The organism is Bacillus sp. PK6-16 (genome assembly GCF_056530295.1).
In genome coordinates, this window is the sequence record NZ_CP096512.1 from 84,045 (window position 1) to 110,555 (window position 26,511).

The 26,511-nt window shown below is 33.7% G+C and carries 26 protein-coding genes and 7 pseudogenes; 24 read left to right on the forward strand and 9 right to left on the reverse strand.

Going from position 1 to position 26,511, the window contains the following annotated elements; all coding sequences use genetic code 11:
- Nucleotides 1-165: 165 nt before the first annotated feature.
- The 13 genes and pseudogenes from M1D66_RS27705 to M1D66_RS27765 all read left to right on the forward strand — a co-directional run.
- The gene (locus tag M1D66_RS27705) at nucleotides 166-1,356 is read left to right on the forward strand and encodes an efflux RND transporter periplasmic adaptor subunit (protein ID WP_431076251.1); all 1,191 of its coding nucleotides are present in this window, start codon (nucleotides 166-168) and stop codon (nucleotides 1,354-1,356) included.
- The gene (locus M1D66_RS27710; RefSeq protein ID WP_242555347.1) at nucleotides 1,353-2,033 is read left to right on the forward strand and encodes an ABC transporter ATP-binding protein; all 681 of its coding nucleotides are present in this window, start codon (nucleotides 1,353-1,355) and stop codon (nucleotides 2,031-2,033) included. Before M1D66_RS27705 ends, M1D66_RS27710 begins: the two co-directional genes overlap by 4 nt.
- Nucleotides 2,030-3,229 (forward strand): ABC transporter permease, encoded by a 1,200-nt coding sequence (locus tag M1D66_RS27715; protein ID WP_169509539.1) that lies wholly within the window; start codon nucleotides 2,030-2,032, stop codon nucleotides 3,227-3,229. Before M1D66_RS27710 ends, M1D66_RS27715 begins: the two co-directional genes overlap by 4 nt.
- 132 nt (nucleotides 3,230-3,361) lie before the next feature.
- Complete coding sequence (gene yknW, locus M1D66_RS27720) at nucleotides 3,362-4,060, forward strand: YknW family membrane protein (RefSeq protein WP_098487630.1); 699 nt, start codon at nucleotides 3,362-3,364, stop codon at nucleotides 4,058-4,060.
- A 688-nt stretch (nucleotides 4,061-4,748) separates the two neighbouring features.
- Nucleotides 4,749-6,218, forward strand: coding sequence for a beta-channel forming cytolysin (locus M1D66_RS27725; protein ID WP_242555348.1), 1,470 nt, complete (start codon nucleotides 4,749-4,751; stop codon nucleotides 6,216-6,218).
- Between the two features lie 114 nt (nucleotides 6,219-6,332).
- Nucleotides 6,333-6,593 (forward strand): annotated as a pseudogene (locus tag M1D66_RS27730) (PD-(D/E)XK nuclease family transposase); the annotation flags it as partial.
- Nucleotides 6,594-6,688: 95 nt separating this feature from the next.
- A complete protein-coding gene (locus M1D66_RS27735; RefSeq protein ID WP_479832017.1) occupies nucleotides 6,689-6,946 on the forward strand; it encodes a hypothetical protein in 258 nt (85 codons plus the stop codon).
- A gap of 31 nt (nucleotides 6,947-6,977) precedes the next feature.
- Nucleotides 6,978-7,178, forward strand: a complete 201-nt coding sequence (locus M1D66_RS27740; protein ID WP_242555349.1) for an HD domain-containing protein — start codon at nucleotides 6,978-6,980, stop codon at nucleotides 7,176-7,178.
- Between the two features lie 144 nt (nucleotides 7,179-7,322).
- Entirely contained in the window at nucleotides 7,323-7,523 is a 201-nt protein-coding gene (locus M1D66_RS27745; protein WP_479832018.1) for a hypothetical protein, read from the forward strand.
- A 484-nt stretch (nucleotides 7,524-8,007) separates the two neighbouring features.
- Nucleotides 8,008-8,253 carry a DUF3947 family protein gene (locus tag M1D66_RS27750; RefSeq protein WP_242555351.1) on the forward strand — a complete coding sequence of 82 codons (246 nt, stop codon included), beginning with the start codon at nucleotides 8,008-8,010 and terminating at the stop codon, nucleotides 8,251-8,253.
- A gap of 731 nt (nucleotides 8,254-8,984) precedes the next feature.
- Nucleotides 8,985-9,266 (forward strand): hypothetical protein, encoded by a 282-nt coding sequence (locus tag M1D66_RS27755; protein WP_242555352.1) that lies wholly within the window; start codon nucleotides 8,985-8,987, stop codon nucleotides 9,264-9,266.
- 595 nt (nucleotides 9,267-9,861) lie between these two features.
- Nucleotides 9,862-9,978 carry a DUF3983 domain-containing protein gene (locus M1D66_RS27760; RefSeq protein WP_242555353.1) on the forward strand — a complete coding sequence of 39 codons (117 nt, stop codon included), beginning with the start codon at nucleotides 9,862-9,864 and terminating at the stop codon, nucleotides 9,976-9,978.
- A gap of 676 nt (nucleotides 9,979-10,654) precedes the next feature.
- Nucleotides 10,655-10,816: pseudogene (locus tag M1D66_RS27765) on the forward strand (DinB family protein); the annotation flags it as partial.
- A 218-nt stretch (nucleotides 10,817-11,034) separates the two neighbouring features.
- On the opposite strand, the pseudogene M1D66_RS27770 reads toward M1D66_RS27765, so the two are convergent.
- A pseudogene (locus M1D66_RS27770) lies at nucleotides 11,035-11,776 on the reverse strand (transposase); the annotation flags it as partial.
- A 1-nt stretch (nucleotide 11,777) separates the two neighbouring features.
- Between M1D66_RS27770 and M1D66_RS27775 the strand changes: the two are divergent.
- Nucleotides 11,778-12,016, forward strand: a pseudogene (locus tag M1D66_RS27775) (N-acetylmuramoyl-L-alanine amidase); the annotation flags it as partial.
- A 185-nt stretch (nucleotides 12,017-12,201) separates the two neighbouring features.
- Here the strand turns inward: M1D66_RS27775 and M1D66_RS27780 are convergent.
- From M1D66_RS27780 to M1D66_RS27790, 3 genes are all read right to left on the reverse strand, one after another.
- Nucleotides 12,202-12,789, reverse strand: a complete 588-nt coding sequence (locus M1D66_RS27780; protein ID WP_479832019.1) for a hypothetical protein — start codon at nucleotides 12,787-12,789, stop codon at nucleotides 12,202-12,204.
- 65 nt (nucleotides 12,790-12,854) lie between these two features.
- Nucleotides 12,855-13,313: an insecticidal delta-endotoxin Cry8Ea1 family protein gene (locus tag M1D66_RS27785; protein WP_242555356.1), complete on the reverse strand. Its 459-nt coding sequence runs from the start codon at nucleotides 13,311-13,313 to the stop codon at nucleotides 12,855-12,857.
- 144 nt (nucleotides 13,314-13,457) lie between these two features.
- The gene (locus M1D66_RS27790; RefSeq protein ID WP_242555357.1) at nucleotides 13,458-13,940 is read right to left on the reverse strand and encodes a hypothetical protein; all 483 of its coding nucleotides are present in this window, start codon (nucleotides 13,938-13,940) and stop codon (nucleotides 13,458-13,460) included.
- A 935-nt stretch (nucleotides 13,941-14,875) separates the two neighbouring features.
- On the opposite strand from M1D66_RS27790, the gene M1D66_RS27795 reads away from it, so the two are divergent.
- On the forward strand, nucleotides 14,876-15,052 hold the full coding sequence (locus M1D66_RS27795; RefSeq protein ID WP_479832020.1) for a hypothetical protein: 177 nt from the start codon (nucleotides 14,876-14,878) through the stop codon (nucleotides 15,050-15,052).
- Between the two features lie 61 nt (nucleotides 15,053-15,113).
- Here M1D66_RS27795 and M1D66_RS27800 read toward each other — a convergent pair whose 3' ends face one another.
- Nucleotides 15,114-15,452 carry a phosphoglycolate phosphatase gene (locus tag M1D66_RS27800; protein ID WP_242555359.1) on the reverse strand — a complete coding sequence of 113 codons (339 nt, stop codon included), beginning with the start codon at nucleotides 15,450-15,452 and terminating at the stop codon, nucleotides 15,114-15,116.
- Between the two features lie 466 nt (nucleotides 15,453-15,918).
- On the opposite strand from M1D66_RS27800, the gene M1D66_RS27805 reads away from it, so the two are divergent.
- From M1D66_RS27805 to M1D66_RS27835, 7 genes and pseudogenes are all read left to right on the forward strand, one after another.
- Entirely contained in the window at nucleotides 15,919-16,215 is a 297-nt protein-coding gene (locus M1D66_RS27805; RefSeq protein WP_242555360.1) for a hypothetical protein, read from the forward strand.
- A gap of 202 nt (nucleotides 16,216-16,417) precedes the next feature.
- Nucleotides 16,418-16,660 (forward strand): hypothetical protein, encoded by a 243-nt coding sequence (locus M1D66_RS27810; RefSeq protein WP_242555376.1) that lies wholly within the window; start codon nucleotides 16,418-16,420, stop codon nucleotides 16,658-16,660.
- 37 nt (nucleotides 16,661-16,697) lie between these two features.
- Entirely contained in the window at nucleotides 16,698-16,832 is a 135-nt protein-coding gene (locus tag M1D66_RS27815; protein ID WP_281976292.1) for a hypothetical protein, read from the forward strand.
- A gap of 284 nt (nucleotides 16,833-17,116) precedes the next feature.
- Nucleotides 17,117-17,515: an IS200/IS605 family transposase gene (tnpA, locus tag M1D66_RS27820; RefSeq protein WP_242555361.1), complete on the forward strand. Its 399-nt coding sequence runs from the start codon at nucleotides 17,117-17,119 to the stop codon at nucleotides 17,513-17,515.
- Nucleotides 17,516-17,531: 16 nt separating this feature from the next.
- Nucleotides 17,532-18,405 (forward strand): annotated as a pseudogene (locus M1D66_RS27825) (RNA-guided endonuclease TnpB family protein).
- Nucleotides 18,406-18,850: 445 nt separating this feature from the next.
- Nucleotides 18,851-18,982: a DUF3983 domain-containing protein gene (locus M1D66_RS27830; protein WP_242555372.1), complete on the forward strand. Its 132-nt coding sequence runs from the start codon at nucleotides 18,851-18,853 to the stop codon at nucleotides 18,980-18,982.
- A 193-nt stretch (nucleotides 18,983-19,175) separates the two neighbouring features.
- Nucleotides 19,176-19,379, forward strand: a pseudogene (locus M1D66_RS27835) (ArpU family phage packaging/lysis transcriptional regulator); the annotation flags it as partial.
- Between the two features lie 315 nt (nucleotides 19,380-19,694).
- On the opposite strand, the pseudogene M1D66_RS27840 reads toward M1D66_RS27835, so the two are convergent.
- Together M1D66_RS27840 and M1D66_RS27845 are read right to left on the reverse strand one after the other, a co-directional pair.
- Nucleotides 19,695-20,108, reverse strand: a pseudogene (locus tag M1D66_RS27840) (Tn3 family transposase); the annotation flags it as partial.
- A gap of 33 nt (nucleotides 20,109-20,141) precedes the next feature.
- Nucleotides 20,142-20,483 carry a hypothetical protein gene (locus M1D66_RS27845; RefSeq protein ID WP_479832021.1) on the reverse strand — a complete coding sequence of 114 codons (342 nt, stop codon included), beginning with the start codon at nucleotides 20,481-20,483 and terminating at the stop codon, nucleotides 20,142-20,144.
- Nucleotides 20,484-20,819: 336 nt separating this feature from the next.
- Between M1D66_RS27845 and M1D66_RS27850 the strand changes: the two genes are divergently transcribed.
- Nucleotides 20,820-21,860 carry a methyltransferase gene (locus M1D66_RS27850; protein ID WP_242555363.1) on the forward strand — a complete coding sequence of 347 codons (1,041 nt, stop codon included), beginning with the start codon at nucleotides 20,820-20,822 and terminating at the stop codon, nucleotides 21,858-21,860.
- Nucleotides 21,861-22,111: 251 nt separating this feature from the next.
- Complete coding sequence (locus tag M1D66_RS27855; RefSeq protein ID WP_479832023.1) at nucleotides 22,112-23,770, forward strand: alpha-keto acid decarboxylase family protein; 1,659 nt, start codon at nucleotides 22,112-22,114, stop codon at nucleotides 23,768-23,770.
- Between the two features lie 239 nt (nucleotides 23,771-24,009).
- Here M1D66_RS27855 and M1D66_RS27860 read toward each other — a convergent pair whose 3' ends face one another.
- A complete protein-coding gene (locus M1D66_RS27860; protein WP_479832024.1) occupies nucleotides 24,010-25,068 on the reverse strand; it encodes an NAD(P)-dependent alcohol dehydrogenase in 1,059 nt (352 codons plus the stop codon).
- A gap of 207 nt (nucleotides 25,069-25,275) precedes the next feature.
- Entirely contained in the window at nucleotides 25,276-25,971 is a 696-nt protein-coding gene (mtnN, locus tag M1D66_RS27865; RefSeq protein WP_242555364.1) for a 5'-methylthioadenosine/S-adenosylhomocysteine nucleosidase, read from the reverse strand.
- Between the last annotated feature and the right edge of the window lie 540 nt (nucleotides 25,972-26,511).

The following is a 26,511-nucleotide window of genomic DNA, read 5'->3' on the forward strand; positions in this document are numbered from 1 at the left end:
ATCCCTTAATTTAGTAATAAAATCAATAAAAATTAAATATGTAGTGTATTTATATGCAAAATTCATAAAATATGAAATATTTCATACTATCTTTATATTAAAGTTGTGCTATATTAAATTGTTAATACATTTAACACCTATCATTACATTAAAAGGAGACATCGTATGCAATCAAATATTATTCCCCATCCAAAACGGAAGAAAAAATGGATTATTATCGGAGTTATTGCACTAATTGTTATTGTGGCAGCAATTAATATTTTTTTAATACAAGGAAAGAAGAAAGAAAATAAAAAAGTAGATGCTGTAAGTTTGGAGAAGGTGACAGAGCGCAAGCTTAATAATACTAAGTTAATTTCTGGTCAGGTGAAGCCAGGGAATATTGAAAGTTTCTATACGGATCCGGCCAAAGGAAAAGTGAAAGATATTGAGGTAAAAGAGGGACAAGAGGTAGAGAAAGGTACGAAGTTATTCTCTTATGATAATGAAGAGATTAATCTTCAAATGAAGCAAGCTGAGCTTGATCAGAAGATGGCAGATATGCGTTATGATCAAGGGAAAAAGAAGATTGATTCGCTCAAGAAAGAAATTAAGAAGGTGAAAGATAGCGGAGCTGGGAAAGAAGTAACAGATCCGATGGAAGAGCAAGTAAACGAGTTAGAGATAGGACAAAAAACACTTGACCTTGAGAAAGAAAAAGGAAAGTTGCAGAAAGAAGAGTTAAGTAAGAAGCAGAAAGAACTTACGATTTACAGTAATTTTGCTGGTGTTGTTCAAAAACTAGATAAAGATGCGGCACAAAGTTCATCTCAAGCGTTAGGTGGTCAAGGAAAAGCGTTTTTACAAGTAGCTTCTAAAGATCCATTCCAAGTTCACGGTACGTTAACTGAGCTTCAGAAGTCACAAATCCAAAAGGATCAAACATTCACTGTAACTGCGAAAGCAAATAATAAGAAGAAGTGGACAGGTAAGATTACAGAGGTAAGTGAGTTCCCTACGAGTGCAGAGATGGCGCAAGCTGGCGGCATGGGTGAAGCAACTCAAAATATGTCTCAGTATACATATAAAGCTAGCCTTGATAGTCAAGATGGTTTATCTCCAGGTTATCACGTTTCTCTGCAAGTAAACTTAGAGAATAAGAAGATGATTGCTGTTCCAAGTAAAAGCATTGTAGAAAAAGGCGATGATGCATTTGTTTATGTTGAGGAGAAAGGAAAGCTTCGTAAACAAAATGTGAAAAAAGGTTCTACTGATGGAGACTGGACAGAGGTTGTAGAAGGCGTAACAGTGGGGCAAAAGGTGGTTAAAAATCCTTCCGACGATGTGTATGACGGAATGGAAGTGAAAGAGAAATGATTACGTTAAATAATATTGCTAAAACGTATTATCAAGGAAAATTGGCGGTGCCGATTTTGCATGGTATTAGTTTAACGATTCAGAGCGGTGAGTTCGTTTCGATTATGGGACCGTCTGGTTCTGGTAAGTCGACGCTTATGAATATTATCGGTTGTTTAGATCGTCCAACAGAAGGCGAATATATGCTGAATGACGTGAATATCTTAACAGCAGACGAGTCAAAGCTTGCTTTAATTCGTAATGAATATATCGGTTTTGTATTTCAGCATTTTAATTTGCTGCCGCGTCTTTCGGCAGTCGAAAATGTTGAGCTTCCGCTCGTATATGGTGGCATAAAGAAAGCAGAGCGTCGCAAGCGTGCTTTAGAGACATTAGGTAAAGTTGGATTAGCAGACCGCGTGCATCATTTACCGAATGAGTTATCAGGTGGACAGAAGCAGCGTGTAGCGATTGCTAGAGCGATTGCGAATAATCCAACGTTCATTATGGCTGATGAGCCGACAGGTGCGCTTGATACGAAGTCTGGTAAGCAAGTTATGGATATTTTCACGAAGCTCAATGCAGAAGGTACGACAATTGTTATGGTTACGCATGAAGAGGAAGTAGCGGCTTATTCGTCTCGCCGCATTGTACTGCGAGACGGGAAAGTTACAGAAGATAGAAGGTGTGCCGTATGAGTTTACTAGACAGTATGAAAATTGCCTTATCGTCTATTTTAGCTCATAAACTACGCTCGGCTTTGACGATGCTTGGGATTATTATTGGTGTAGGCTCTATTATTACCGTCGTTGCGATTGGGCAAGGCGGAGAAGCTGCATTGAAATCACAATTTGTTGGATCGGGGAATCAAACAGTTCCCATTCATTATAGTCCTGATATAAATGATCCTTTTGGTATGGATATGCCTGAAGCACCGAAAATAACAGAAGAAGATATTTTTGAACTCAAGAAGATCCCAGAGATTACACATATCGTAACAACGAATTCCGGTATGGAATCTCTTGATATTGAAGATAAAAAAGACATGGTGAATATTACAGGATTAGACAATGAGTACTTCAAGGTGAATAAAGTGAAAGTACTCAAAGGACGTTCGCTGCAAGAATCAGATGTGGACCAAGGTAATAACGTTGTCATGATTAGTAAACAAATGGAAGAAAAGGTATTTATAGATACCAATCCAGTCGGTAAAATCATTGAAATACAAGGTCAACCGATGCAAATTATTGGTGTCTATCAATCAGATAATGAATTCATGGGAATGGGACCATCAGAAGCACTTGTTCCAATTTCATTATGGCCGACACTATATGGAAAAGATGAAATTCAAAATATTTCTGTTCAAGCAAAAAATGTAGATAATCTAGAAAAAGCAGGTGAAAAAGCTGCTGATGTCTTAAACAGTCGCAAACCAAGCGATGCAACTGGTAAATATGAAGTTATGAATTTAAAAGAGATTCAAGAAGGTATTTCAAAAATGACGGGTATTATGACAATGATTATTGGTGGTATTGCTGGTATTTCATTAGTCGTTGGTGGTATTGGTGTTATGAATATCATGCTCGTATCCGTAACAGAGCGTACACGTGAAATTGGGGTACGTAAAGCACTTGGTGCAACGCGTAGTAAAATTTTATTACAGTTTTTAATTGAAGCAGTTATGTTAACGCTTCTTGGTGGTTTAATTGGTATTGGTCTTGGTTATGGCGGGGCATATATCGTATCGACATTTGCGAAATGGCCACCGCTTGTTTCATGGGAAGTTGTTGTTGGAGGCGTATTATTCTCAATGACACTCGGTATTATTTTCGGATTAATTCCAGCGAATAAAGCTGCAAAATTAGACCCAATTGAAGCACTTCGTTACGAATAGTTTACTAGTGTAGTAGAGATATTTCTCTCTACTACACATACATATTGTTCTAGTGGGCGGTTCGTAGCGTCCTTTAAGAAGATGTGAACTGACCGTTAGAACGAGCTATATAAATAGAAGGAGGCACTATATATGAAAGCAAATATGAATACACTAGATGTAGGTGCAAAAAAGCCATCATTATTTGGAATGATTACATCTCCTGAATTACAGTTTGAAAGAATGAAAACAAGTAAGAAAGTTTGGGGTATGTTCTTCCTAGTAGCACTGTTACAAGGGCTACTAGGTGGTTTAAGTGCGTATGTTATGTATACTTCACCTGAGATGGTTAAAATGAAAAAAGAATTAGGTGAACTTGCTGGACAAAGTTCACTTACATCAGAAGTTATTTCTGGAATTGGATCGAGCTTTGCTAGTGCGATGATCGGAACACTTTTCATAGCAGCTATTTATAAAATATTTATGATGTTCCTTGGTAATGATACGCCTTACAAAACCTTATTGAATACTGTAGTTTATACAAACATTGTCCTTATTATTGGTGGACTTGTTAATACAATTTTAAGTCTAATCTTTGGTACTGGAATGACTCAATATACGAGTTTAGGGTTATTATTTACGGAAGGTACATTTGCATATGGAATTGGTAATACAATTGAAGTATTCTATGTATGGAATTTAGTCTTAATTTGGCTTGGATTACATATTACAGCTGGATTAAGCAAAGTGAAAGCATCGATTCCAATTATTATTCTATTCATTATTAAAGCGTTCTTCTTAGCGGCCATTATTGTATTAATAGCTAAGTTTTTACCAGGTATGCCGATGTAAATAAATTAAGTCATTATAAATAAGTTTAGTACAAGATTTGCAACATTAATAACCGGTTCCTTAACGTACAAGGTACCGGTTATTTTGTGTCTAAAATGTGTCTAAACGTACAATTTTCTTTTTTTGATATGGTGACCCCTATAAGGGGCGTGCAGCCCACTTAAATATAGAGAAACTACTAAGTCAGCCCTCTATGGGGGGCTGTTTGATTTGAATAGGGAAATATATTTATTGTAGAGACGTTTTGTTTGCTAAGTTGAGGGCGTTGAAAAACTCATAAGCATACAAAACTAAATGCATAAACAAACCCGTCATCACTGGGGATAGTTTGAGTTACTATTCCCAGTGATGACGGGTTTATTAGTATAATCGTTAATCATGATTATGAGTTACAACGGTTCTCTCCTACAAGAGTACTCAAGGTTAGATTTGATCTTTTTATAATTCTTTCGTGCGCCCTAGATAGTTAAAACTATTTTTTAATTATCTGTTGGAATATTACTTTTATATTATGAATTCCATCTATTTTTTAAGATTCGAAATAAGGACGTCAGTATTGTAAAATCCTTTGAAATTCATTATGTTTGTCAAAATCACTTTTGCTATGCACAACCTAAATCATTAAGCCTATACTTGATGTGCTACAAATGTTAATAAAATAAATCCAGATTAGAAAGGAAGTATATGTATGAAGTACAAAGATCGAAAACATGCAAAACGCAAATACAAACATGCGCTTCTTGCAACTGTTGCAACTATGACGTTAGGAGTAAGCACATTGGGAAGCACTTCTTCTGCTTTTGCCGCTGAACCAAAGGTATCCGGACAGGCAACATCGAATATCGAGGAAATTGGAAAAAATACCTCAATTCATTCAAATTATTCTGTTTCAGAAAACTCTACCAAAGACATCAAGACAGCTCTCAAGGTATCCATTATTAAAGACCCTAACTCTGATAAACAACGTGCAGTCATTAGTACCGACGGTAGCCGTATAGGTGCTAATAAAACATTAATAAACGGTTGGAGTGATAATCATGCTGCTATAAAGTGGGCATCATCGTATGATATACAAATGGAATTGCCTAATCAAAAACAAAAAGCAACATTTCATGAAATCTCTCCAAAAGATGAAATAAAGGAAAAAACAGTTACAAATTCTGTAGGATATAAAATAGGTGGGGATATACAAACTAGCCCTAGCGGATCCGTGGCTGGAGAGGTTAATTGGTCAACAAATGTATCATACAACCAAGCGGACTATATAACCCGCTTAAAAAAGAGTGACTCTCATACGGTTCAATGGAGCATTCCATTCATGAATGCGATGAATGGAACTTATGGCCCATACGATAGAGAGTCTAGTGATTCTATTTATGGAAATCAACTTTTTATGAAATCTCGAACTAATAACAATGCAGTAGATAATTTTATACCGACTGAACAAATGCCTGCTTTAAGCGCAGAAGGATTTTCACCTGGCGTGATTGCAGTTATTGAAGTACCTAAAGATTCAGAAGAATTAACGGATCTTACAGTAACATATACTAGACATTCAGATCAATATTCATTATCATGGCTGAATATTACCGGCTACTTCTCAAACTGGGTAGGTTTTAATACCCCAAATGTAAGTCACGCTGATTCGTCCCAAAAATATACAATCGATTGGAAAAATTGTAAACTAATCGAGAAAGGACATTCAGAGCATTCAGATAAACCAAACCAGATTGAAGATGGTACTTACCGAATAGTATTCTCTGATGCCCAAGGTATGGTTGTCGATGCTAATAATCCTACATCCGAAAATTTACAATTAAAGACATCTACAGAGGCCGCTCATCAACAATGGGTTTTCAACTATGATTCAGAAAAAAAAGCTTATCAAATCGTCAACAAAGAGCGTCCTGATCAAGTTTTAGCAGGTAATACCTCAAGTGGTCGTACGCATAACGTCCTTATTACAAAAAATGAGCACAAAACTGAGCATTATTGGGAAGTGGAACCAACAACGGATGGATATTTCAAACTAATAAATTCGCAAACCAGATTGGGATTAGCTGTTCATGCAGCAGCAACACACGATGGCGCGCAAATAATAGCTTCTAACTACACTGGAAATAATGAACAAAAATTTAAGTTAGTTAAACTAAACTAGATATTTCATAATAAAAATGCCCTTAGTCTGGTAATATACCGTACTAAGGGCATTTTTATATCTATAAATTACGTTTAAAAACATGGAGTACTATTTTGACATTCAATAACCCGTTTATATTACTGGAGAAGGCTATACACATCCCAATTTCAAAAAGGAATGCCATATAGTTCTCTCCATAAAACAATTACAATTAATTTGTTAAATTTCGTTATGTTTTCTGAATACGAGGCATTCCATACAACGGAAATTCTATGGAATCAACAACAGCAGAAGATATTAAGTAGTGATATTGAAGTTCACATCGTAGAGATTCCAAAACGCATGCCACAGTGGCGTAATGAACAAGTAAATCACTGGGAAGATTCGTTCGTTGGTTATTACTAATAGCATTAGAGAATATCAATGAAGCACCAAGTCTTGGCCGACGTGAAGATTTGGCTGTCATTGAAGATGTGAAATTGGTAACGTTGAACGAAAGGCATACAAAAGAAATCTTTCCACTCAAAAATGATTTTTATATATCACGTCATTGCAGTGTTGATCGCCTTGATTATTTGAATTATAAAGGGATTTCCTATCGTTTAAATACGGTATATCAAATGAAACAAGGAATTTGTACTTGGGAGACGGTTCAAACGCAGTTATTACGTAAAGGAGAAGGATTAAATCCACCAAGGTATACGGAAGATGAAGATGGTTATATTGTATTTTTCCATGCCTTATAAGTAGGCATGGATTTTTTCAAGGAGTGAAAACATGGAGGATTTCATTTATGCAAAGTGGGACCAACAAACAGGAGAATTTGAAACACTACAAAAACACACAAGACGGGTATTAGAAAATTTATATCTACTAAAACACTCGTATGAATCCCTGTTGTCAGAAGAGATTTGGCAACTTGCACATGTAGCTGCCAAATACCATGATGCGGGAAAGATTTATGAGGGATTTCAATAAATTATTAAACTTAATATGGGAATATCTCCTTTAACAAAGCAAGAAATTGAAAAAAGTATCCTAATGTTAAAATGTATGTTTTTTATATAGGTTAAATTTTATAACAAAATCTTTATTTGAATAGAAAAGGGGAGATTATATACTTTGATATTTTGGATAGTAATTGGAATAGTTGTCTATCTAACAATCGGTGTGGGGTTATTAGTCTGGGCGGTTACATCAGATCCTTGGGGCGGAATGATATTAGAATATGCACTTCCTGTAATCTTAATTTGGCCGTTATTCGTATTTCTAGCTATAAAAAATTGTTATTTGAAAGTAAATAAAAAAAAAGCACACATATAAGTGTGCTCCTAGACTAAAAGGTTTGAACGTATGGACTGTGGAGTGCCCTACACAATAATATATGCTTGTCAGATTTAAGGGTGCGAAGTTTTTTACAAATCGTTATTTTGTTAACGGAAAATAGGAGTGCTTGACCAGAGCACTCCATAACGCTAATGACAACATCTATAAGAGTATATGAGTGCTGTAACTAAATATTTTTACTTATTATTCAAGCAAAAAAGAGCACTAGGGAAAGTGCTCTTTGACCAAGAGTTTTATCGAAAAGTGAGAAGTGAAAATGTACAGCAATATATCATATGTATGTTTTGAGTGAAGGTGAAAATTTCAATTAAACAAAAAAAGAGCGCTATAACTCATTATAACAAAAGTGACAAACTCACATTATGTAAAAGGTAGTATTAAAGCATGTAAAAGTATGAAATTGGTGAACGGGTTCAAACAAAATCATTATTTGAATAAAGAGGTTAGGGAGTGAATAAAATTGTTTCAAAACTATTTTTATAATGAAACGCAAATGCGTTCTGTAGGTGGGCAGGGGCCTTCGCAAAGTACAATTCAAGCTGTACATCAGGCTATACAAGCTCAGATGCAAGTACAACAGGAGATACAAGCACAACAAAGCATACAGCCTTATTATCATTCATTGCAATATTATTATCCAATGTATATTACGCAGTATAGAATACCGTTTTCAATGTGGCCATATGAAACTATATATTATTTATAGTAAATAATCACAAAAGTAACTGTTTGATGAAATTTTATTTATTTTAATAAAAATACTATTTCATAGTAAATAAAAAAAGAGCACACATATTAAGTATGCTCCTAGACTAAAAGATTTAAACGTATGGACTGGAGTGCGCCATACAATAATATATGCTTGTCTGATTAAAAGGGGAAAGGTTTTATATAAAAACGATATTTTATTAGTACACAAATTAAAAAGAGCCTGTTGTGTGAGGGGAGGCTCTTTTTAGACAAAGCTAATGTAAAATTGCGTTGAGGTTATTTATATAATACAAAATTAAACACGCTAATTCTATATGTTAAATGTTGAAAAAAATTTTTATGTACTAAAAAATATCACTTGTATACAGTGCCATTTAAAAGGGGGGCTAAGATATAAAAGAATGTCCTGTTAATAATAATAATATATGCGTATCTATTTAAATAGTGACAAACTATTGAATAAGAAATAGCACCTTCGAACAGTGCTATTTCTCGGAGTGAATTTAAATCATATAAGCAGGCCCTATGAGGGTGTATTGAAAATTTGTTCAATACAATGTATGCCATTTTATAAAAAAGGTGATAAAAAATAAAAAAGCAGCTAGCAAAAGCTAACTGCTCGGCCCTCTATTAAAAAATGATGCTAAGTGTAAGGTTGATTCGTGACAAATAGGGCCTATGTCTATTATTAACGAAACATTGAATTTTATTCAAGGAGGAACGGATATGAAATACTTTAAGTTTAATAAGCATGAATACTATGCGTTAATTGCAGTGGATGGAGATGCAGATAAAGCGATTGAAGTATATGTAGAAAATGTTGGAGGTGATAGTGTAGAACAGGTTAAAGAAGAAGGGATTCCTTCAGAAATTACTAGAGAACAAGCTCTCGAGATATTTACAAACGCACTAAATGCAATATGTTCAACTGAGAAAAAACATACATGGGAAGAAGGATTTAATGAATATAAAGATGCGCCGATTATAATTGACGGTTCATTAATGTAAAAAAGCAGCTAGTAAAAGCCAACTGCTCCACCATCATGGAATATGGTTTACAGTATGGACGATATAAGGGGTTTTATTCAGGGAGATACTTAAAGATTTTTGTTTTAGCTTAATCTATATCCCACAAACAAAATAAGTACTAAAAACAAATATCATAAAAACTTCCAGTAATACTATTGATTTCCGATTGTTTATCTTAGAGAATCTTACCAAAATAACAAAAACGTTCCTATTGTTAAGGCTAGTAAAGTAAATAAAAGATGAAAAGATACTGTATTTATAGGTATATTTATTTTGGGTGACCATACTTCAAGGTATAAAAAGAATAAACCGATACAAATGAGTGAAAAAATAAAGTACCGTAGATTTATATTATGCTTCATAGGTTGCTTTTTTGTTATCGAAATATCTTTATTAAATTTTAATGGAAAATATAAGAAAAAACTAGTGTTTATAAATTAGAGTGGATTTTTTAACAAAGTAATCCTTTTGAGGTTAAATAGGTACAATTCACATTCAATCAGTTTTTTGAATGTAATAAGGTATTAAATTAATGAAAACACCCAAAACTGTTTTGTGCGAAGGAGTGAGAGGATTGAATAATTTAAAGAAGAAGAAATTAAAAAAAGCAATTTTTCATCACGCAAAGGCTATACCAAAATATGAGAAAGACAGATTAGATAAAGCATGGATGAATCTTTTTACAAAATAAATACAGTCCGAAAACTAGAGGACACCAATTCACTAAAACAGCAATTTAAGCTGTTTTATGAATAAGTGTCTTTTCTTACGATTAGTCAACCTATATCTTAAAATCTTTTATGAAATAAATATCGTAAAGTACAGGCATCCATTATCATGCATACCATCTATCCCCTAATAGGGATTCGTTTTTTTACTAGGGGATAGATGGTATGATGAGTGAACCTATGATATTAGGCCGATAATCGATAATCATAGTGTATATCATGTGTAATAAGGTAAAAGACAAGCTTTAATAGCTTACTTACACATGCAATGGACGCAACTTTATGACATTTGTTGTAGACTTGAAATAAAGTTGTACTATTTATAAAAAGTCGTACCGTTTTGAAGAAAGTTTAATCGTTTATAAAAAAGATGAACCGAAATATCTTATTAGAGATGAGATTTCGGTTTTTCTTATTGCACTAACGGGATTTGATATTGGGATTGTTGTTTTATAACTAAAAACAACATTGAGAACGTACGTTTGTTTGTTTGGGGTTTTCTGTTATAATTATATTGATTAGGCTTAGAAAAGAGGGAGAAAATTGAGTGAGGTAAAAAACATTATTAGTAATTTTAGTCATTATTCATCTTGGTTAAGCACTTTAGAAGAAATCAATGAAACATTATGGTCATTACCAGCCGAAAAGTTAAAAAATCCATTAACTGCAAACGGTGTAACGCATTGTCCGAATATTGGAAATACTTATTCGCTTATATATGTTGTTAAGGAATTTACAGATCACGATAACCACCACAAAAGACAAATTATACAATTCCTAAAGGAAAACAACTTGGGCTAATTGAATCACGGATTGTGATTATGAATAATTCTCAAACGTTGAAGAGTGCTTAAGAGACATATGAATCATTGAAACAATCAAACTTTTTTATAAAATTTTGTAGTATAGAATAACTAATCCCAATTATTTTGATTAATCTTTCTTCAAAATAATTGGGGTTCTTTTATGCTGAAATCAAATTTTTCAACTAGGTTTTAATTAAACTTTCTTTCAAATCTACATTTGTTATAAGGTTGCGTTTTTAATTTATCATAATACTCGACAATATGATTCTGGCTGTAACGTCGTTGTTTAATCATATTTTGGATGGTAAGAAAAAGGAGCTTTCGTAAATGTTTATTCCCATGCTCATTAATCTTATCTTCAAAAAATATTTTTCCAATAAATACCATCATAAGCGTTTAATTGTTTATAACTTGTAAAACGAGGCATACCAACAATCTCGGCCATTAAACGTACAGCTGTATTTGGTTTAATTCCAGGAAGACTCAGAATGATACCATATTCCGTACGTTGCTTAACTATATCCACCATTACATTAATACATTGTTCTTATTGTCCTAAAAGGATCTGGAAATGTTTGGTATATATTTTGAGCTGTTCGCATAACACATCATCGGAGTCTACAGCTGAATAAGAATGCTTGGAAACTTCTGGGATTTCAATAACTTTTTGTTCAGCTATGCGTGTTGATATGTTCTTTTGACTAATGGTTCGAATCCGGTGCGTAATTATGATTTTAGAAAGATTTTGAATCAAATCGGGATGTGGAAATAGCTGAACAAAGTTTAAAAATAGATCTAATTTTGTTGTGAAAATTGGTTCTAATTCTGGAAATGTGAGCTGAATTACCTTATGCAGTCTATTGTGGATGACGGATAATTCAGCATCCAATTCATTATAGAACCTTGAAAGTGATTTTAATTGGCAAAATAGGTTATTTGTGAAGGTTCGTTCCCTTCAGAAGTCGATTAATGTGGAAATCTGTTATTCTTTAAGTGGCGGGGATAGATACTATAAAGTAGAAAATAATGCAGCTATTGTGGTAGCACAACTTATGAAACAATACAACATTCCAATAAGTAAAGTTCGTACACACCAATCATGGAGTGGAAAGTACTGCCCGCATCGTATGTTAGTGGAAGGGCAGTGGAGTTTTTTATAGAAAGGGTGCAAAACGCATATAACGGTGGTGGTAATGCAGGCTCTACAAAACGATCAAAAAATGGTGTAGGTGTCGTTACGATTAATTATGAAATTGTGAGGAAGGTGTACTGAGGCGTAGGGGATTTTAAAGAGAAAAAGCGAGTCTTTCTAAACGAAGAGAGTTCGCTTTATATAGAATGATTGTTACAATAAATAAAAAGGTTGGATAATTTCGTTGTTTAGTAGCCGTTAGGAGTTGTACATACACCATTAGAATCGAAATCATATTTTTTGTCACCGATTTGTACCGCTTTTTGCTTCCGTATCATTACACCGTAGTAATCGTCGTCGATCTTAGGATTGAAGTAATACCAGTGTTTCTCGCCAGTTTTTTTATCCTCAATTTCGACCCATTTCGTTAGCATCTGTCCTCGAGTAAATAGTTCTCCGGCAGAGTTTTTAATACCTTCTTCTTCCGGACTGAGGTAATAAGATACATTAGTCCCGTTATTGTCTGTAGCGTCAATCCAACCAGTTACCATCTCTCCTTGCTTAAACAGTTCCCCGTCTTTAATACTTTCTTTCGGACTAAACAAATAACGTCTGTCCTTATTATCGGGTGTCAGAGTATCAAACCAACCAGTAACCAATTCTCCCTTAGAGTTATCGTCCTCGCTGAGGTAATACGAAGAATTTCCAATGTTCATCCATCCAGTGACCGTAAATCCGGAAATATTGGTATAATAATGCTTTCCATTTTTCTCTATCCACTTGCCTAATGTTGCTACCGTATTGAATCCGTCGTCATTAACTGTCGTATCGTTCAAATTTGATAAAAAGTTAGTTGCATTTAAAGCGGTTGTCACGGTGTCTAAGGCAGCGGTAGCGTTATTCAGTTCTTTACCATGAGCAGCCCACCCCCTGGAAATACAGTTTTATTATCTGTTATCTCGTCGACTTTATTTTGGGCTTCAGTTTTGAGTTGTTCCAATTTTTGTTTAAGGGTTGCGCGTTTGTCTTGGTCATAAAAATCTATAGCTAGAGTTAAAGAATCGGTACCGATTTCCTTTACTTTCGCTATTTTCTCGATGTTCTTGTTGCTAGCATCGTTATATGTGTCCCTAATATATTTCATATATTTATCACTAATTGCCTGAACACTCGCTCCATGATAAAAATCTTTTAAGGATTGAGAATCAAATTTATATTTAAGTCCCGTTCCATTTTGTTCCAAGTTTTTTAAAAAGCTTATATGAGCAGCGGCCACCTGAGTGTATAAAGGTAAGTCGTCGACTTTGTGTGCCTCTTGTGTAGCAAGCTTTAGAATTTCACCGAAGTCATACTCAATCATTCCAACCCAACTACGCCGCGATTCCTCTATACTCCCCTGACTACTATAGTATGTGTCAACATTCTTACCATTCACTGAGTTTTCGAGCCTGGTTAGATGGTCCTTAAGGTTATCAAAATGTGAATTAAGGTCATTTAAATGTTGTTATGCAATTTTCTTGTCTGTCTCTTTGTTAATCTGATCGTGCAGCTTTTCCAGTTGTTCTTTCAGCCCTCCTTTTTCGGGCCATATATAACCGATTACAGGGGATACAAACATGCCATATGGAACGAAATCACAGCTTGCTAGTACTATCGCCCTTAAAGCATTTTGTGCACTTTCAGGATTACCAGATTTTGCGAAATTAAGAAACGCATTCAATGAAGTTCCTGCAAATTTTTTACCATTCTTGCTATTAAATTCAGCAGTCGCTTTTTTCCAAAATGCTTTTTCTTTTTCTTCCGGGCTTGTCTGGGTCCCGATCTCGTTGAGTGTGTATGCTGAAATCATTGAAATGTTATCTTCTTCAGCAGCAAACGCAGGGGTCGTACCTCCCGCTACACTTAACCCTAACGTCATAGTTGCAACCGTTGCAAGAAGCGTTTGTTTGTATTTGCGCTTTGCATGTTTTCGATTTTTGTACTTCATTCGTAAATCTCCTTTTCTAGTTGAATTATTTTGTTAACATTTGCATCACATCAAGTAGTGGTGATGTGCTCAAGTATAGGCTTAATGATTTAGGTTGTGCATAGCAAAAATAATTTTGGCAAACATAATGAATTTCAAAGGACTGTACAATACCAACGTCCCTGTTATAAACCTAAAAAAATAAATGAAATTCATAATACAAAAGTAATATTTGTTCTGTTGTCATTGCAAGAATTTTTCCATCTTTATTTCTCTTAGCTCCCCGTAAACGAACAGCTCTATTAGTTTTACTATCTCCATATATTATTTGAACTGTTCTTCATTTTTCTCTATCCATAAATTCACGATGTATCTAACACTCTTTAAATTCCAAATTCTCATCGGATTTATGCGTGTTATAATTAAACATTACTTCTTATAATTCCGGAAACCCCAAGCCTTTTTCTCCAAACAAATATACTTAAAATCCCAAAACTCTCTAAAATGATAGATAGGCCCTTTTTGATTTTTCATTATAACTCCCCATCCCATGATTTTTTAAGCCTTATGTATATTTGTTACATGATTAACATTTATATAAGATACATTATAATGTTGACTCATAATTCTTAATTCATTACACATCATGTCGTATTAATGAATATAACCTATTTCAGAATATACTTTGTTCTGTTTTTGATATGAAATACTTACATGCTTATTTTCAGCCATTACATAACACACTATTTCATTTCTATGAGGAATTATATCAGGATTTAGTAGAAGCTAGTAAAAATTATGTTGATGTAAAGTAAGAATAAATTTGAATTTTATTGAAAAACAGGGTGAAAAAATGGTTGTCTGAGATAGCGTTGTTTATGACGAAGATGGTGTAAGGAATGAAGGTGAAATTATTGAGTTTCTGTACGATGGATTGGCTTTAACAATGAAGTTAGATGATGGAAAGTAAAGAGTATAAAAAAGGTTATTTAGAAGGGAAGTTGGATGAAGCGGAAACTGCATATCACAACTTGGCTTCAATCCTTAGCCATATTAATGAAGAACCATCAGATTTTGCTAATGAATATTTGGATGAATTAGCAAAATTTTTAACAAAACATGGTCGGTTGTAATTTAAACAAAAGCGTTAATTTAGCAAAAAGAGTAGCTAACATAAGTTAAATACTCTTTGACTTAAAATAAATTTTTAGATGTATCTCTAATTGAATAGTTCTCACTAAAATCTACAATAGCAGAAATCTTTTGTTCTTTATCGTCAGCAACGTGTCCAGATAGGTAAACTTCATGTGTTCTATAATCTTCCGGAGGCTCAATTTTTTCAATTACAATGTCAAGTTTTTTCTCTTCTTTAAAATAGCCAATTGTAACTAATTCAGCTGTATTTTTAACTGCTGGCCATTCTTCACGGTATTCTTTGGGAATGGATTGAGACGATACAAAATGTATAAAGATAATCGGAATAGTTAGAAATAATATACTTACAATTATGTAGCGTAATAAGTTCTTCCCCAAAATGTGTCACCTACTTATAATATTTCATTAACAGTTTGTATAATAAACTAACGTCAACCAAATTACTATCAATTTAGGTGACAGTAATATTACAAATTTGTAAGGAAAATAGATCGATGAAACTTAACAAAATAGTTATTTTATGATGAATTGAATAAATAAAAGAATCCGTTTGTTATAAACGGATTCTTCCCACGAGGTTTGGAAGAAATTAAAAGTAACTAGATCGGAGCACTTATTGAATTTCTTGTGATAATACTGTATGCAAAAGAATCAATAAGGTTAAAAAAATTTAAACAAAATCCTTGTTTGAAAATTAAAGAGCGCCTTGCGAGAAAGACGCTCTATGATCAAGAAGTGTATTGAAAATGATACTAAACGGCTAATAGTGAGATGCTCATGATTATTGTATGTGCGTTTCTAGTGTATGTGAAGTTTTTATTTAAATAGAAAGGTAGGTTTAAGTATGAGTGGGGGAAGTCACAACTATTTATGTTTTAAAGATGAACAAGACTCACTCGAATACGGAAGAATAGATGATCTTGAGGAAATGGCAAGTCGATTAATCGACTTGGGATATGAAGATGCAGCGAAAGAAGTACTTCATATGAAATACATTATCCAACAATCACTTGTACGAGTTGGCGTAATGAAAGTGAGACTGGATGGTGTAATCAAGGCTGTTGAATGGTACGACAATGGTGATAGCGATATTGAAGCTGTTGAGAAGGTGATAAAGAAATATAGAGGAGAAATTGAATAAAATTCTTATTTTGTTAAAAATGGCAGGTAATTGATCAAATTACCTGCCGTGTCCTTAAACAGTCCGGAGGGGGAAAGCTCCGTTTTGAAAGAGTGTAGCTGACTCGTAGATAGTATGTGTAATGTAAAAAAGATTATTCGTAAAGGAGAATGAAAAAAATACATATCAAATATGCAAACTTGAAAAAAGGAGAACCCTATGAGTGTTAGTACATCATATGTTTGTCCAGCTAAAAGGTGGAAATTTGAATCAAATCTTTATCTTGTATGGAAGTGAGGTAATGAAGTTAGTTTTATGGATAATTATCAGTATTTTGTTTGGGCACATCATTTTTATAAAGATAAGTTTACAAAACCTGAAAAAACGAATGGATAACTATAAAGAAATAATGAATATACAAAATCAAAAAATAGATGATGTTTGGGATTATGTTAAAAAACTTTAACAAGAACGCTATTTGAGTAGAAAAGAGGTGCTATAATATGTCTTACACTGAATGTTATGAAAACAAGTATGGTGATAAGTGGACGGACAATCATGCTGTTTTAATGAGTTTAATAGATGGATATGAAGTGTACTGTAACGAAAATAATATAAATCCGATATGGAACGGCTAAGGAAATCAGAATATTATATGCGAGTCCAGTTAATTGAGTGCTTCTTACAAATAAAGAGAAGCTAGCAAAAGCTAACTGCTCAATAAAGGAAAACAGAGTAAAGATAACCATGTATCTATATTATTGACGGAATATTGAGTTTTATTCAGAGAGAAATGGATTTTAACGAATTTCCCGAAAGAATTCTCCTTCCTCAAGCGTGTGAAGGGCGTAGCCAAAAGGTTTTCCTTTTTATTTTGCCTCTGATAGAATCAGTCTTATAAATTATAAAAGCTGTTATATCAATGAAATTAGATAGTAATAACTATTCAGTATTCTTGTTGTATTATCACCTTGTGTTGGTCGTGAAATACAGAAGAAATGTGTTCCATGATGATATGTCAGACTATGCAAAAGATATGTTTGTTCGACTATCTGAAAACTATAACATCTCATTAGTTGAATGGAATCATGATGTACACCATGTTCATATTTTGTTCAAGGCACACCCTAATACAGAAATGACAAAATTCATCAATGCTTATAAAAGTGCAAGTTCTCGACTTATTAAAAGAGGCTTTCCACAAGTGAGAAAGAAACTTTGGAAAGAGATGTTTTGGTCAAGAAGTTTTTGTTTGCTAACTACTGGTGGTTCGCCAATAGACGTAGTAAAAACATATATTGAAAATCAAAGTGAAAAGTGAGGTGAAATGATATGATATGACAAAGCAGAATAAAGCCTATAAATTCCGTTTGTATCCAACAGAAGGCCAAGCACATCTTATGCGTAAAACCTTCGGCTGTGTACATTTCCTGTATAACAGGATGTTAGCTGAACGGAAATATTATGTTGCTTAATGGTCATATCAAATTGCCAAAACTAAAAATGGTGCGTCTCAAACGGCATAGAGAAATACCACAAGACCATATAATCAAGTCATGTACGATTTCTATGACACCTACTGGTAAATACTATGTGTCCATTTTGATTGAATACGAAAAAGAGATCGTACAAAAAGAAGTAGAAACAGTTGTTGGATTAGACTTTGCGATGGATCAATTATACGTCAGTTCTGAGGATGAGAGAGCCAATTATCCTAAGTTATATCGTGAAATGTTAGACCGATTAGCAAACGCACAGCGAGTATTATCAAGAAGAACAAAAGGTTCTATTCGTTGGAATAAACAACGTATCCGTGTAGCTAAGCTGCATGAAAAAGTAGCAAACCAACGCAAGAACTTCCTTCATCATAAGTCTAAAGAGTTAGTTACTCATTTTGATGTTGTAGCTATTGAAGATCTAAATATGAAGGGAATATCGCAAGCACTTCATTTTGGAAAAAGCGTCGCTGATGATGCTTGGGGTATGTTCACTTCTTTTTTAGCCTATAAACTAAATAAATAAGGCAAACAGCTTGTGAAAATAGACAAATGGTTTCCTTCCACAAAAACATGTAGCAGTTGTAGAAATGTGAAAAATATGTCATTGTCTAAGCGAGTCTATTCTTGTATATGCGGTGTAAATCTCGATAGAGATTATAACGCAGCTATCAATATCAAAAATGAAACAATACACCTATTAGCGTTAGCATAGATAGCAATAAAATAACCCTTGGAACAAGGGAGTTAGCTCGGCTGTCTTAGGACGAATTCGTTAGCTACCAAAAGTAACGACTAACCGAGAAGTCCCTACTTCAAACAGTCCGTTAGGACGTTAAGTGGCGGGTAGTTCACAATTAATGGAATATCTTACTGCTATGGTGAAGGGTATGAGGGGTTAATTGTTAACGCTTCAAGAGAAGATTTAAGGATAGAGCATCATAGTAACGAAATGACGATTGTTTCTAATGATGATACGAACGAAAGTATCATTATCGAAAAAGGTACATTAAAAATAGAGATTCTAGAAAACCAAACAAAATAACCCTTTTTTAAGCATTGGTGAATAGGCACAATTCACATTTTAATTATTTTTGGATGTAATTAATGGGGTATCAAATTAGTTAAAACGCCTGAAAATGGACATTAAGGGTGTTTAAATAGAAGGGATGAAGAAAAAGAAATTAAAAAAAGCAATTGCTCGTCATACAAAGGCTGTACAAAAGGAAGAGAAAGATAGACTAGGTAAAGCTTGGCGGAATTTCTTTATACAGCCTAGCATCATGAAATAAATATAGTCCAGCTAGAAAACTAGAGGACCCCGATTTATTTATGCAAGTGGAAAAGAAACAGAAGAGAAAACGAAAAGAAAATTTTAGCCCTCGTGATATTGAAGATTTAATGGGGGTTCATGGGCCACGTTATGAGCGTAGACGTGGAGTTATAAGACGAAAGTAATGCAAAAATAAAAAGGAGTGATTTTACATGACGAAACAATTACCTTTCTTACCGAAAATAGATAGAGCAGCAACGCAAGAGAAAATAGAGGGTATTCTTGAAAGTGTACGTATATATAAGCAATTTGGAATGATGCGCAAGGAAATGAAAGTCACTCCTTCTTATGAAAAGAGAGAGTATGGTCCTATACATGCAGTTGGCAAACCGTTAGAAGGTGTAGCAATCTCTAGCTACATTTCCAAGTAAAAATGTTCACCTGGCAAATGATCATTTGCTACTCCTTTATCATAATAGCTTTGGTACAAATTATCCACATAAAAAACGCTTGAAATGTAAATGAATGTAAATAAAACGATGTTTTTATTGAGCATAATTCCCCTCCATTTATTAAGAATTCTTTCCTTTCATTTGATTTTACAATTAAAGGATAATAATTATCGAATAAGAATTTTTATAATTTGTGCCATCTCTCTAAGGGATACAGCCGAGATACGTGTAAAAATAGGTCAAAGGCTTACTTTTATTTCTAAATATGACCTATTTCTTTTATAGAGGTATTTCTTCTTCTATTGCATGAGGGACCTTTTGCAAGTCAATTACATAATCACCAAATCGTTTGATATATCTAGTTATATAAGGACTTATTCTTTCTAAATCTTGGCGTGAAAAGCGATAACCTTCATTTTTTAGTTGCCATAAAATCGTTGTGATATCTACTACATTATGAAAAATTACAGAATTGGTGATTAACTCATTGTATTTTATACGTTTTTCTTGTTCGATTGGGTCATTTTCCGTAATAATATCATCGCCACCAAAGAACAGCCATTTTGAAAATCCATTATAGGCTTCGACTTTATTTGTACTAGCTGTAATTTGTTCGCGTAGTTTCATATCCGAAATATATTGAAGAAGGAATATTGTTCGAATTACCCTTCCGAGCTCTTGAAATGTTTGATATTATGCAGCTATTTTTTGAATGATTCTGTTATTTCACTTCCTAATTATTTTCGTATCATCATGTATATGAGTAGTATGTAAAACTTCACCCAATATAGAAATAAAGTTTTCACTTATCGAGCGCTGTTTTTCTCGCAAAAGAGCTAATTCTTCTTTTCCCTTCTTATGTATCCTAGCAATCCTTTTTAAAAATATATCTATTAAATGATCTCTCGTTATAATTTGTGAACGATAAATAACTGATAGTAGGAGTGTGTATCTTTTCACCATAGTAAAATCTTTCATTTCCGATGCATCTAAAGCTAATGCATCTAATGCGAAATTTTTGACTTTAGAATTGGGAACTTCTTTTAACGATTCCTCGATGTTTGACATAAACGATGTAATAAAATCTAATTTGCTTTGTAGCTCCTTTCATGTGAGAAAATGAGGTGGGTTTTTAAATAATGGCTAAATCTAAATAATTCGCCAATAAATATAAATAGACTTATAGGATTTTAAGTTTATTTGTATTTATAATTAAGATCAAATAGTATATGCAAAAGCAATGGAAATAGAGAGCATATACTTATTGATTTCATTATTTAGTTCAAATCGTAGAATTTGAACGGTGAAAGGGGGGTGAAATGCTAAAAACATAATATTAAGAATATTAAATAATGTGTTTTGCGGATTAAAGAATTTATTTTAATACATTACAAGGAGGTTATTATGAGCATGTTAGAATCTAAAGAAAAGAAAGAAATCATTTCTGATAGTGAAGCGGCTGCTTTATTTTTATTGGAGGAAACAATGGGGTATGCCTATCCGTCTGCAATTCGCGCCGTTACTCTTCTTGGAGTTGCTGATTATCTTGTTAATGGACCGAAGACTATCAATGAATTAGCACATGCTACTAAAGCTGATGAACAAAGACTTCATCGTGTGCTTCGTTTACTAGCTAGTCGTGGAATATTCCATGAAAAAGAAAACGGACAGTATGAGTTAACTAACGCAGCTGAATATTTACGTACAGACGCACCTGTATCATTGCGTTCGGCAGTGCTAATGCTTACTGATGAAACGTTTTGGCGTCCGAGTGGTGAGATTGCTCAAGGCGTTCGTGGTATCCCTCCTTTTAAACAGATTTTTGGAACAACCTTCTGGGAATACTGGATTGAAAAAGGGCCATCTTCTGAAGATTTTCATAGTGGTATGTCATCAATGTCGCAAATTGAAAATGAGTTCCTTGTGCGCAGTTATGATTTTCCAGAAGGATCAACAGTTGTTGATATCGCCGGTGGTTTCGGTGGTTTATTACTAAAAATATTACAGAAAAACCCTACTCTTCGTGGTATCTTATTTGATCGTCCGCAGGTTTTGGAGAGACATCGACTAGGAGAGTTAGGTGATGACACACGTTGGGAGCTCCAATCAGGCGATTTTTTCAAATCATGTCCAAGTGGAGATCTCTATGTAATCAAATACATTATGCATGATTGGCCAGATGAGCAAGCAACTCGTATTTTAAGAAGTTGCCGAGAGGCAATGGCTCCAGGTGGCCGAGTACTTATTATGGACCCAGTTATCCCACCTGGGAATATCCCACATGCAGGAAAACTACTGGATTTATTAGTTATGACAATTTTTGATGGAGGACGGGAACGTACGGAAAAAGAACTTCGTCAATTATTAGCTGGGGCGGACTTAAAGTTAAATCGTGTTATCGATACTGGTAGTTATGTTTCAATTGTTGAAGCGGTGGCTATTTAAGAGTTGTTTCTATGAGATTTCTCAAAGTTCAAGAAGTGTTCATTTTTTGAATTATTTCAAAAAAATCCAAGGCAAATCCAACTATTTTGTTCAATTTGTCTTGGATTTTAATTTGAGTTGACTTTTTATATAAAAATTTGAATCCTAAACTAAGATTTTTGTCTTTTCGTAAAAGAGTAAAACGATAGTTATAGACACAGTACTGGTGAAAGCTTTTATGAAATGAGGTGTTCAATATTTATACTATAGGCATGTATTTGTTAGATAGATTACATGAATTAGGGGTTTGTCACGTCTTTGGGGTAGCGGGAGATTATAATCTTACATTTTTAGATGATGTAATTAATCACGAGGGAATGGATTGGATTGGTGCTTGCAATGAGTTAAATGCCGCTTATGCCGCTGATGGATATGCACGCATAAAGGGAATTGGGGCGGTAGTAACAACTTTTGGGGTAGGAGAATTGAGTGCAATGAATGGAATTGCTGGTGCCTATGCTGAAAAAGTTCCTGTAGTGAAAATCACTGGAGCACCACATACTGATATTATGGAAACAGATTTAGCTGTTCATCATACATTAGGGGATGGAGTTTTTGATCATTTTTCAACAATGTTTCAACAAATCACAGTGGCCCAAGCTTTTTTAACCGTTGAAAACGCAGCAGAAGAAATAGATCGTGTATTATCCTATTGTTGGTTTGAAAAGCGCCCTGTATATATAAATTTGCCAGTTAATGTGGTTAAACAATCAATAGATAAACCTAAAGCTAAGCTGTTAATGCAGGGAAAAACAAATAACATTACAGAAATTGAGAGGATTTTAGAAGGAATTTTGACAGTGGTTGAAGGAGCAAAGAACCCTATCATATTAGCCGATTATGAAGTGAATCGATATCAGGCAGAGAAGGAATTAAAGGAACTAATGACAGTAACAGGTTTTCCGGTAGCAACATTAAGTAGAGGCAAAGGAATTGTCAATGAAAGACATCCTCAATTTATTGGAATTTACAATGGAGATTTAAGTTCACCATATGTAAGAGAACGGATTGATAATTCAGATTGTATTATAAGTATAGGGGTTCAATTAACAGACTTAACTACGGGGGGATTTTCACATCAATTTTTGGATAGAAATACAATTGAAATTAATCAAGATCAGATAAAAATACAGGGAGAAAAGGGCATAAATATAAACTGTGAGTTAAAAGATATATTGCAGAGATTAATTTTGTTGTTCTATTCAAAGGTAAATTCCGTATCATTACAAATTAATTCATTTCTTTCTCAATCTATTGATATGACAGAAAAATGTAGAGGTCAAAAAAATAAATTGATTTCTCAAAGATATTTTTGGAAGCAGATTTATCATTTTCTTCAATCAGAAAACGTAATACTTGCAGATCAAGGAACAGCATTCTATGGCGCTACTATGATACCGCTACCATCAAAATGTAGGTTTATTGGACAGCCATTATGGGGAGCGATAGGGTATACTTTACCCGCTTTATTAGGAGCACAATTGGCAGATGTAAATCAAAGAAATATATTGTTTATAGGCGATGGGGCATTTCAAATGGTAAGCCAAGAATTATCTACTATAATACGGCAGCGATTGACCCCGATTATATTCTTATTAAATAATGATGGCTATACCACCGAGCGAATCATACAAGGGGAATTCCAAAAATATAATGACTTACAAATGTGGGATTATTGTCAATTTGCTAAATGTCTAACTTTAGATGAAGAGAATATTTTAATAATGAAAGTACGCGATGAAGAGGAATTGGAAGAGGCTTTATTACAAGCATCTCATACAGTAAATCATTTAATTTTTATTGAGGTAATAATGGAACGTAGTGATGTACCAGTTCTATTAGATGGGCTTGCAAAAAAATTGAAAAAATAAATTTTTTTGCAAAATTTCACCAGAAATTAAATACAAATATATACAAACAAATACTGTATGATTAGTCATTATTATAATTAATGACACAAATAAAGACGGAGTCTAGTTAAAGATTCCGTCTTTATTTGTATAGAAGAAAAGTAATTTTATTGTAAATGCATTAGATATATCAAGTTAAATTTTACAAAATCACCAGAATGTTACTGTGGAAGCAAGGATTCCTATCCATACTAAAAGTATTAAAGGGTAGATATATCAATAACGAATCGATAACGTACTTCACTATTAAGAACACGCCCATATGCTTCGCTTATTTGGTTAGCACTAATTATCTCAATTTTTGGGATAATTCCATGTTGGGCGGCAAAATTAATCATTTCTTGTGTTTCTCGAATTCCGCCAACGAGTGAACCGGCAATACTACGACGACTCATGATTAAAGAAAATGCATTGTATTGGCTTGGATCAGCTGGAGCACCAACATTTACAAGTGTTCCATCTGTGCGAAGTAGAGATAAATAGTCATCCATATTTAAATTCGCGGACACTGTGTTTAAGATGAAATCGAAATGACCGGCTAGTTTAGTAAATGTAGAAGGGTCATTAGTTGCAAAGTAATAACCTGCACCCAAGCTCAGGGCTTCTTCTTTTTTATTTAAAGATCGACTTAACATTGTTACTTCAGCACCCAATGCATGTGCAAATTGGAGTGCTAGATGACCGAGACCACCCATTCCCACGATTGCTACTTTCTTTCCAGGATTTATGTTCCAATGTTTTAATGGAGAATATGTAGTAATGCCTGCACACAATAGTGGGCTTGCTGTATCTAAGCTCAAATTTTCTGGAATATTAATAACGAAACCTTCTGTTACCACTATTTTTGTACTATATCCACCGTATGTTGGATTATTATTATAGTCCAATGAATTATATGTTTGAATAACGCCTTTTATACAATATTGCTCATCACCACGGAGACAATATTCACATTGTCCGCAAGAATCAACAAAGCAACCAACGCCAACACGATCGCCAACTTTAAATTTTTTAACTTCTGTCCCTACTTCTGTGACAATTCCAGTGATTTCATGACCAGGAACCATTGGGAAAATCCCCCCCCCCCAATCATCATGTGCACTATGAATATCAGAGTGACAAATACCACTAAATTTGATGTTTATTAAGACATCATGCGGTCTTAAGTCTCTTCGTTCAATGGTAGTTCGTTCAAATGGTGCTCTGGGTCTTGGTACACTTAGAACACGCGTTATTAGTTTTTGATGATTAATACACATAAGAGATAACACGATCCTTTCTCATTGATATTGAATAATTCAGATGTATATTAATTGAAGTTTTGATTGATAAAATGTTTTTAAAATCAGCAAGGAAAGCTATAAATAAATGGAATTTATAATTTAATTTATTATTTTCACATGATGATAACTAGCCTAAGATGTTAAAGGATTTCTCTTTTTTGAAAAGATTGCCCTGTGATTTTACTATTTTAATTCTTTTAATACCTTTATAATAAAATTTGTAGAATGAAGAGCTGCCTGATCTAAAAATTGATCAAATGAAACATTTGATTCTTTACCAGCAATATCAGAAAGAGCACGAATAATAACAAAAGGAACTTTATATTGATAGCATACTTGTGCTACAGCAGCAGCTTCCATTTCTACTGCATATAAATTTTCAAATTTATCACGAATTGCTGTAACTTGGTTTGGATTACTCATAAATGAATCTCCTGTTGCAATTATACCTTTTACAACTTGAATATTATTTTCTGCGTGTATACATTTTTCAGCTAATGCAACTAGTGCTTCATTAGCCCTAAATCCAGGTGGCATGCCTGGTACTTGACCATATTCATAGTTAAATGCTGTTACATCTACGTCATGATAACGAACTTCTGTTGAAATAACTATATCTCCAACGTTTAAGGAATGATGGAATCCACCGGCAGAACCTGTATTAATTATTTTTTTAGGCTTATATCTTTCTAATAAAATCGTTGTTGACATCGCTGCATTTACTTTACAAATACCAGACTTTAACAAGATTATTTCATGGCCTGCTAATAGTCCTTGCGTAAATTCACAACTCGCAACCGTTTCTGTTTCTGTGTGTTCTAATTTGCTATGCAAAATATGGATTTCCTCTTCCATTGCTCCAATTATAGCAATTTTCAATTTAATTTCCTCCTTTATCATTGATTAGCCCTCTATTTCTTGAAGTGTTATTAGATAAGTTTTTAAACTCCCTTCTTTGAAATAACCATAACATGAAAATTTTAAATTTATAAAATAGTCATGAATTGTTCAAATAACATAAATACCTTAATATTATTTTGGAATTTAATTAAGTTTTCTATCGTTTTTCGATAGAAAATTTTTCCTCACCTCGCCTAGAGACTTGATGGTATCAGTAAATAGGCGGAGAAATAAATATCGATTGATGCAAACTAAAAAGCTTACTATTATATATCTGTGCAGCCTATTTTTGGGGGCATATTGAAGGTAGATATAAGTTTAGATACAAAAAAATCATCTCGATATTAAAAATCAGATAATCTTTTGGGAGTAGTATTATTATTAATTTTCACTTTACTTTTTTTGTTTAAAAATAAATAATAATCATTATAAGGTTATGTAAAAAATTCCAAACGATATATCTGGAAAAATTAATTGTAATGTTATCAATGAATATAGAGATATTATTATTATGTTTAT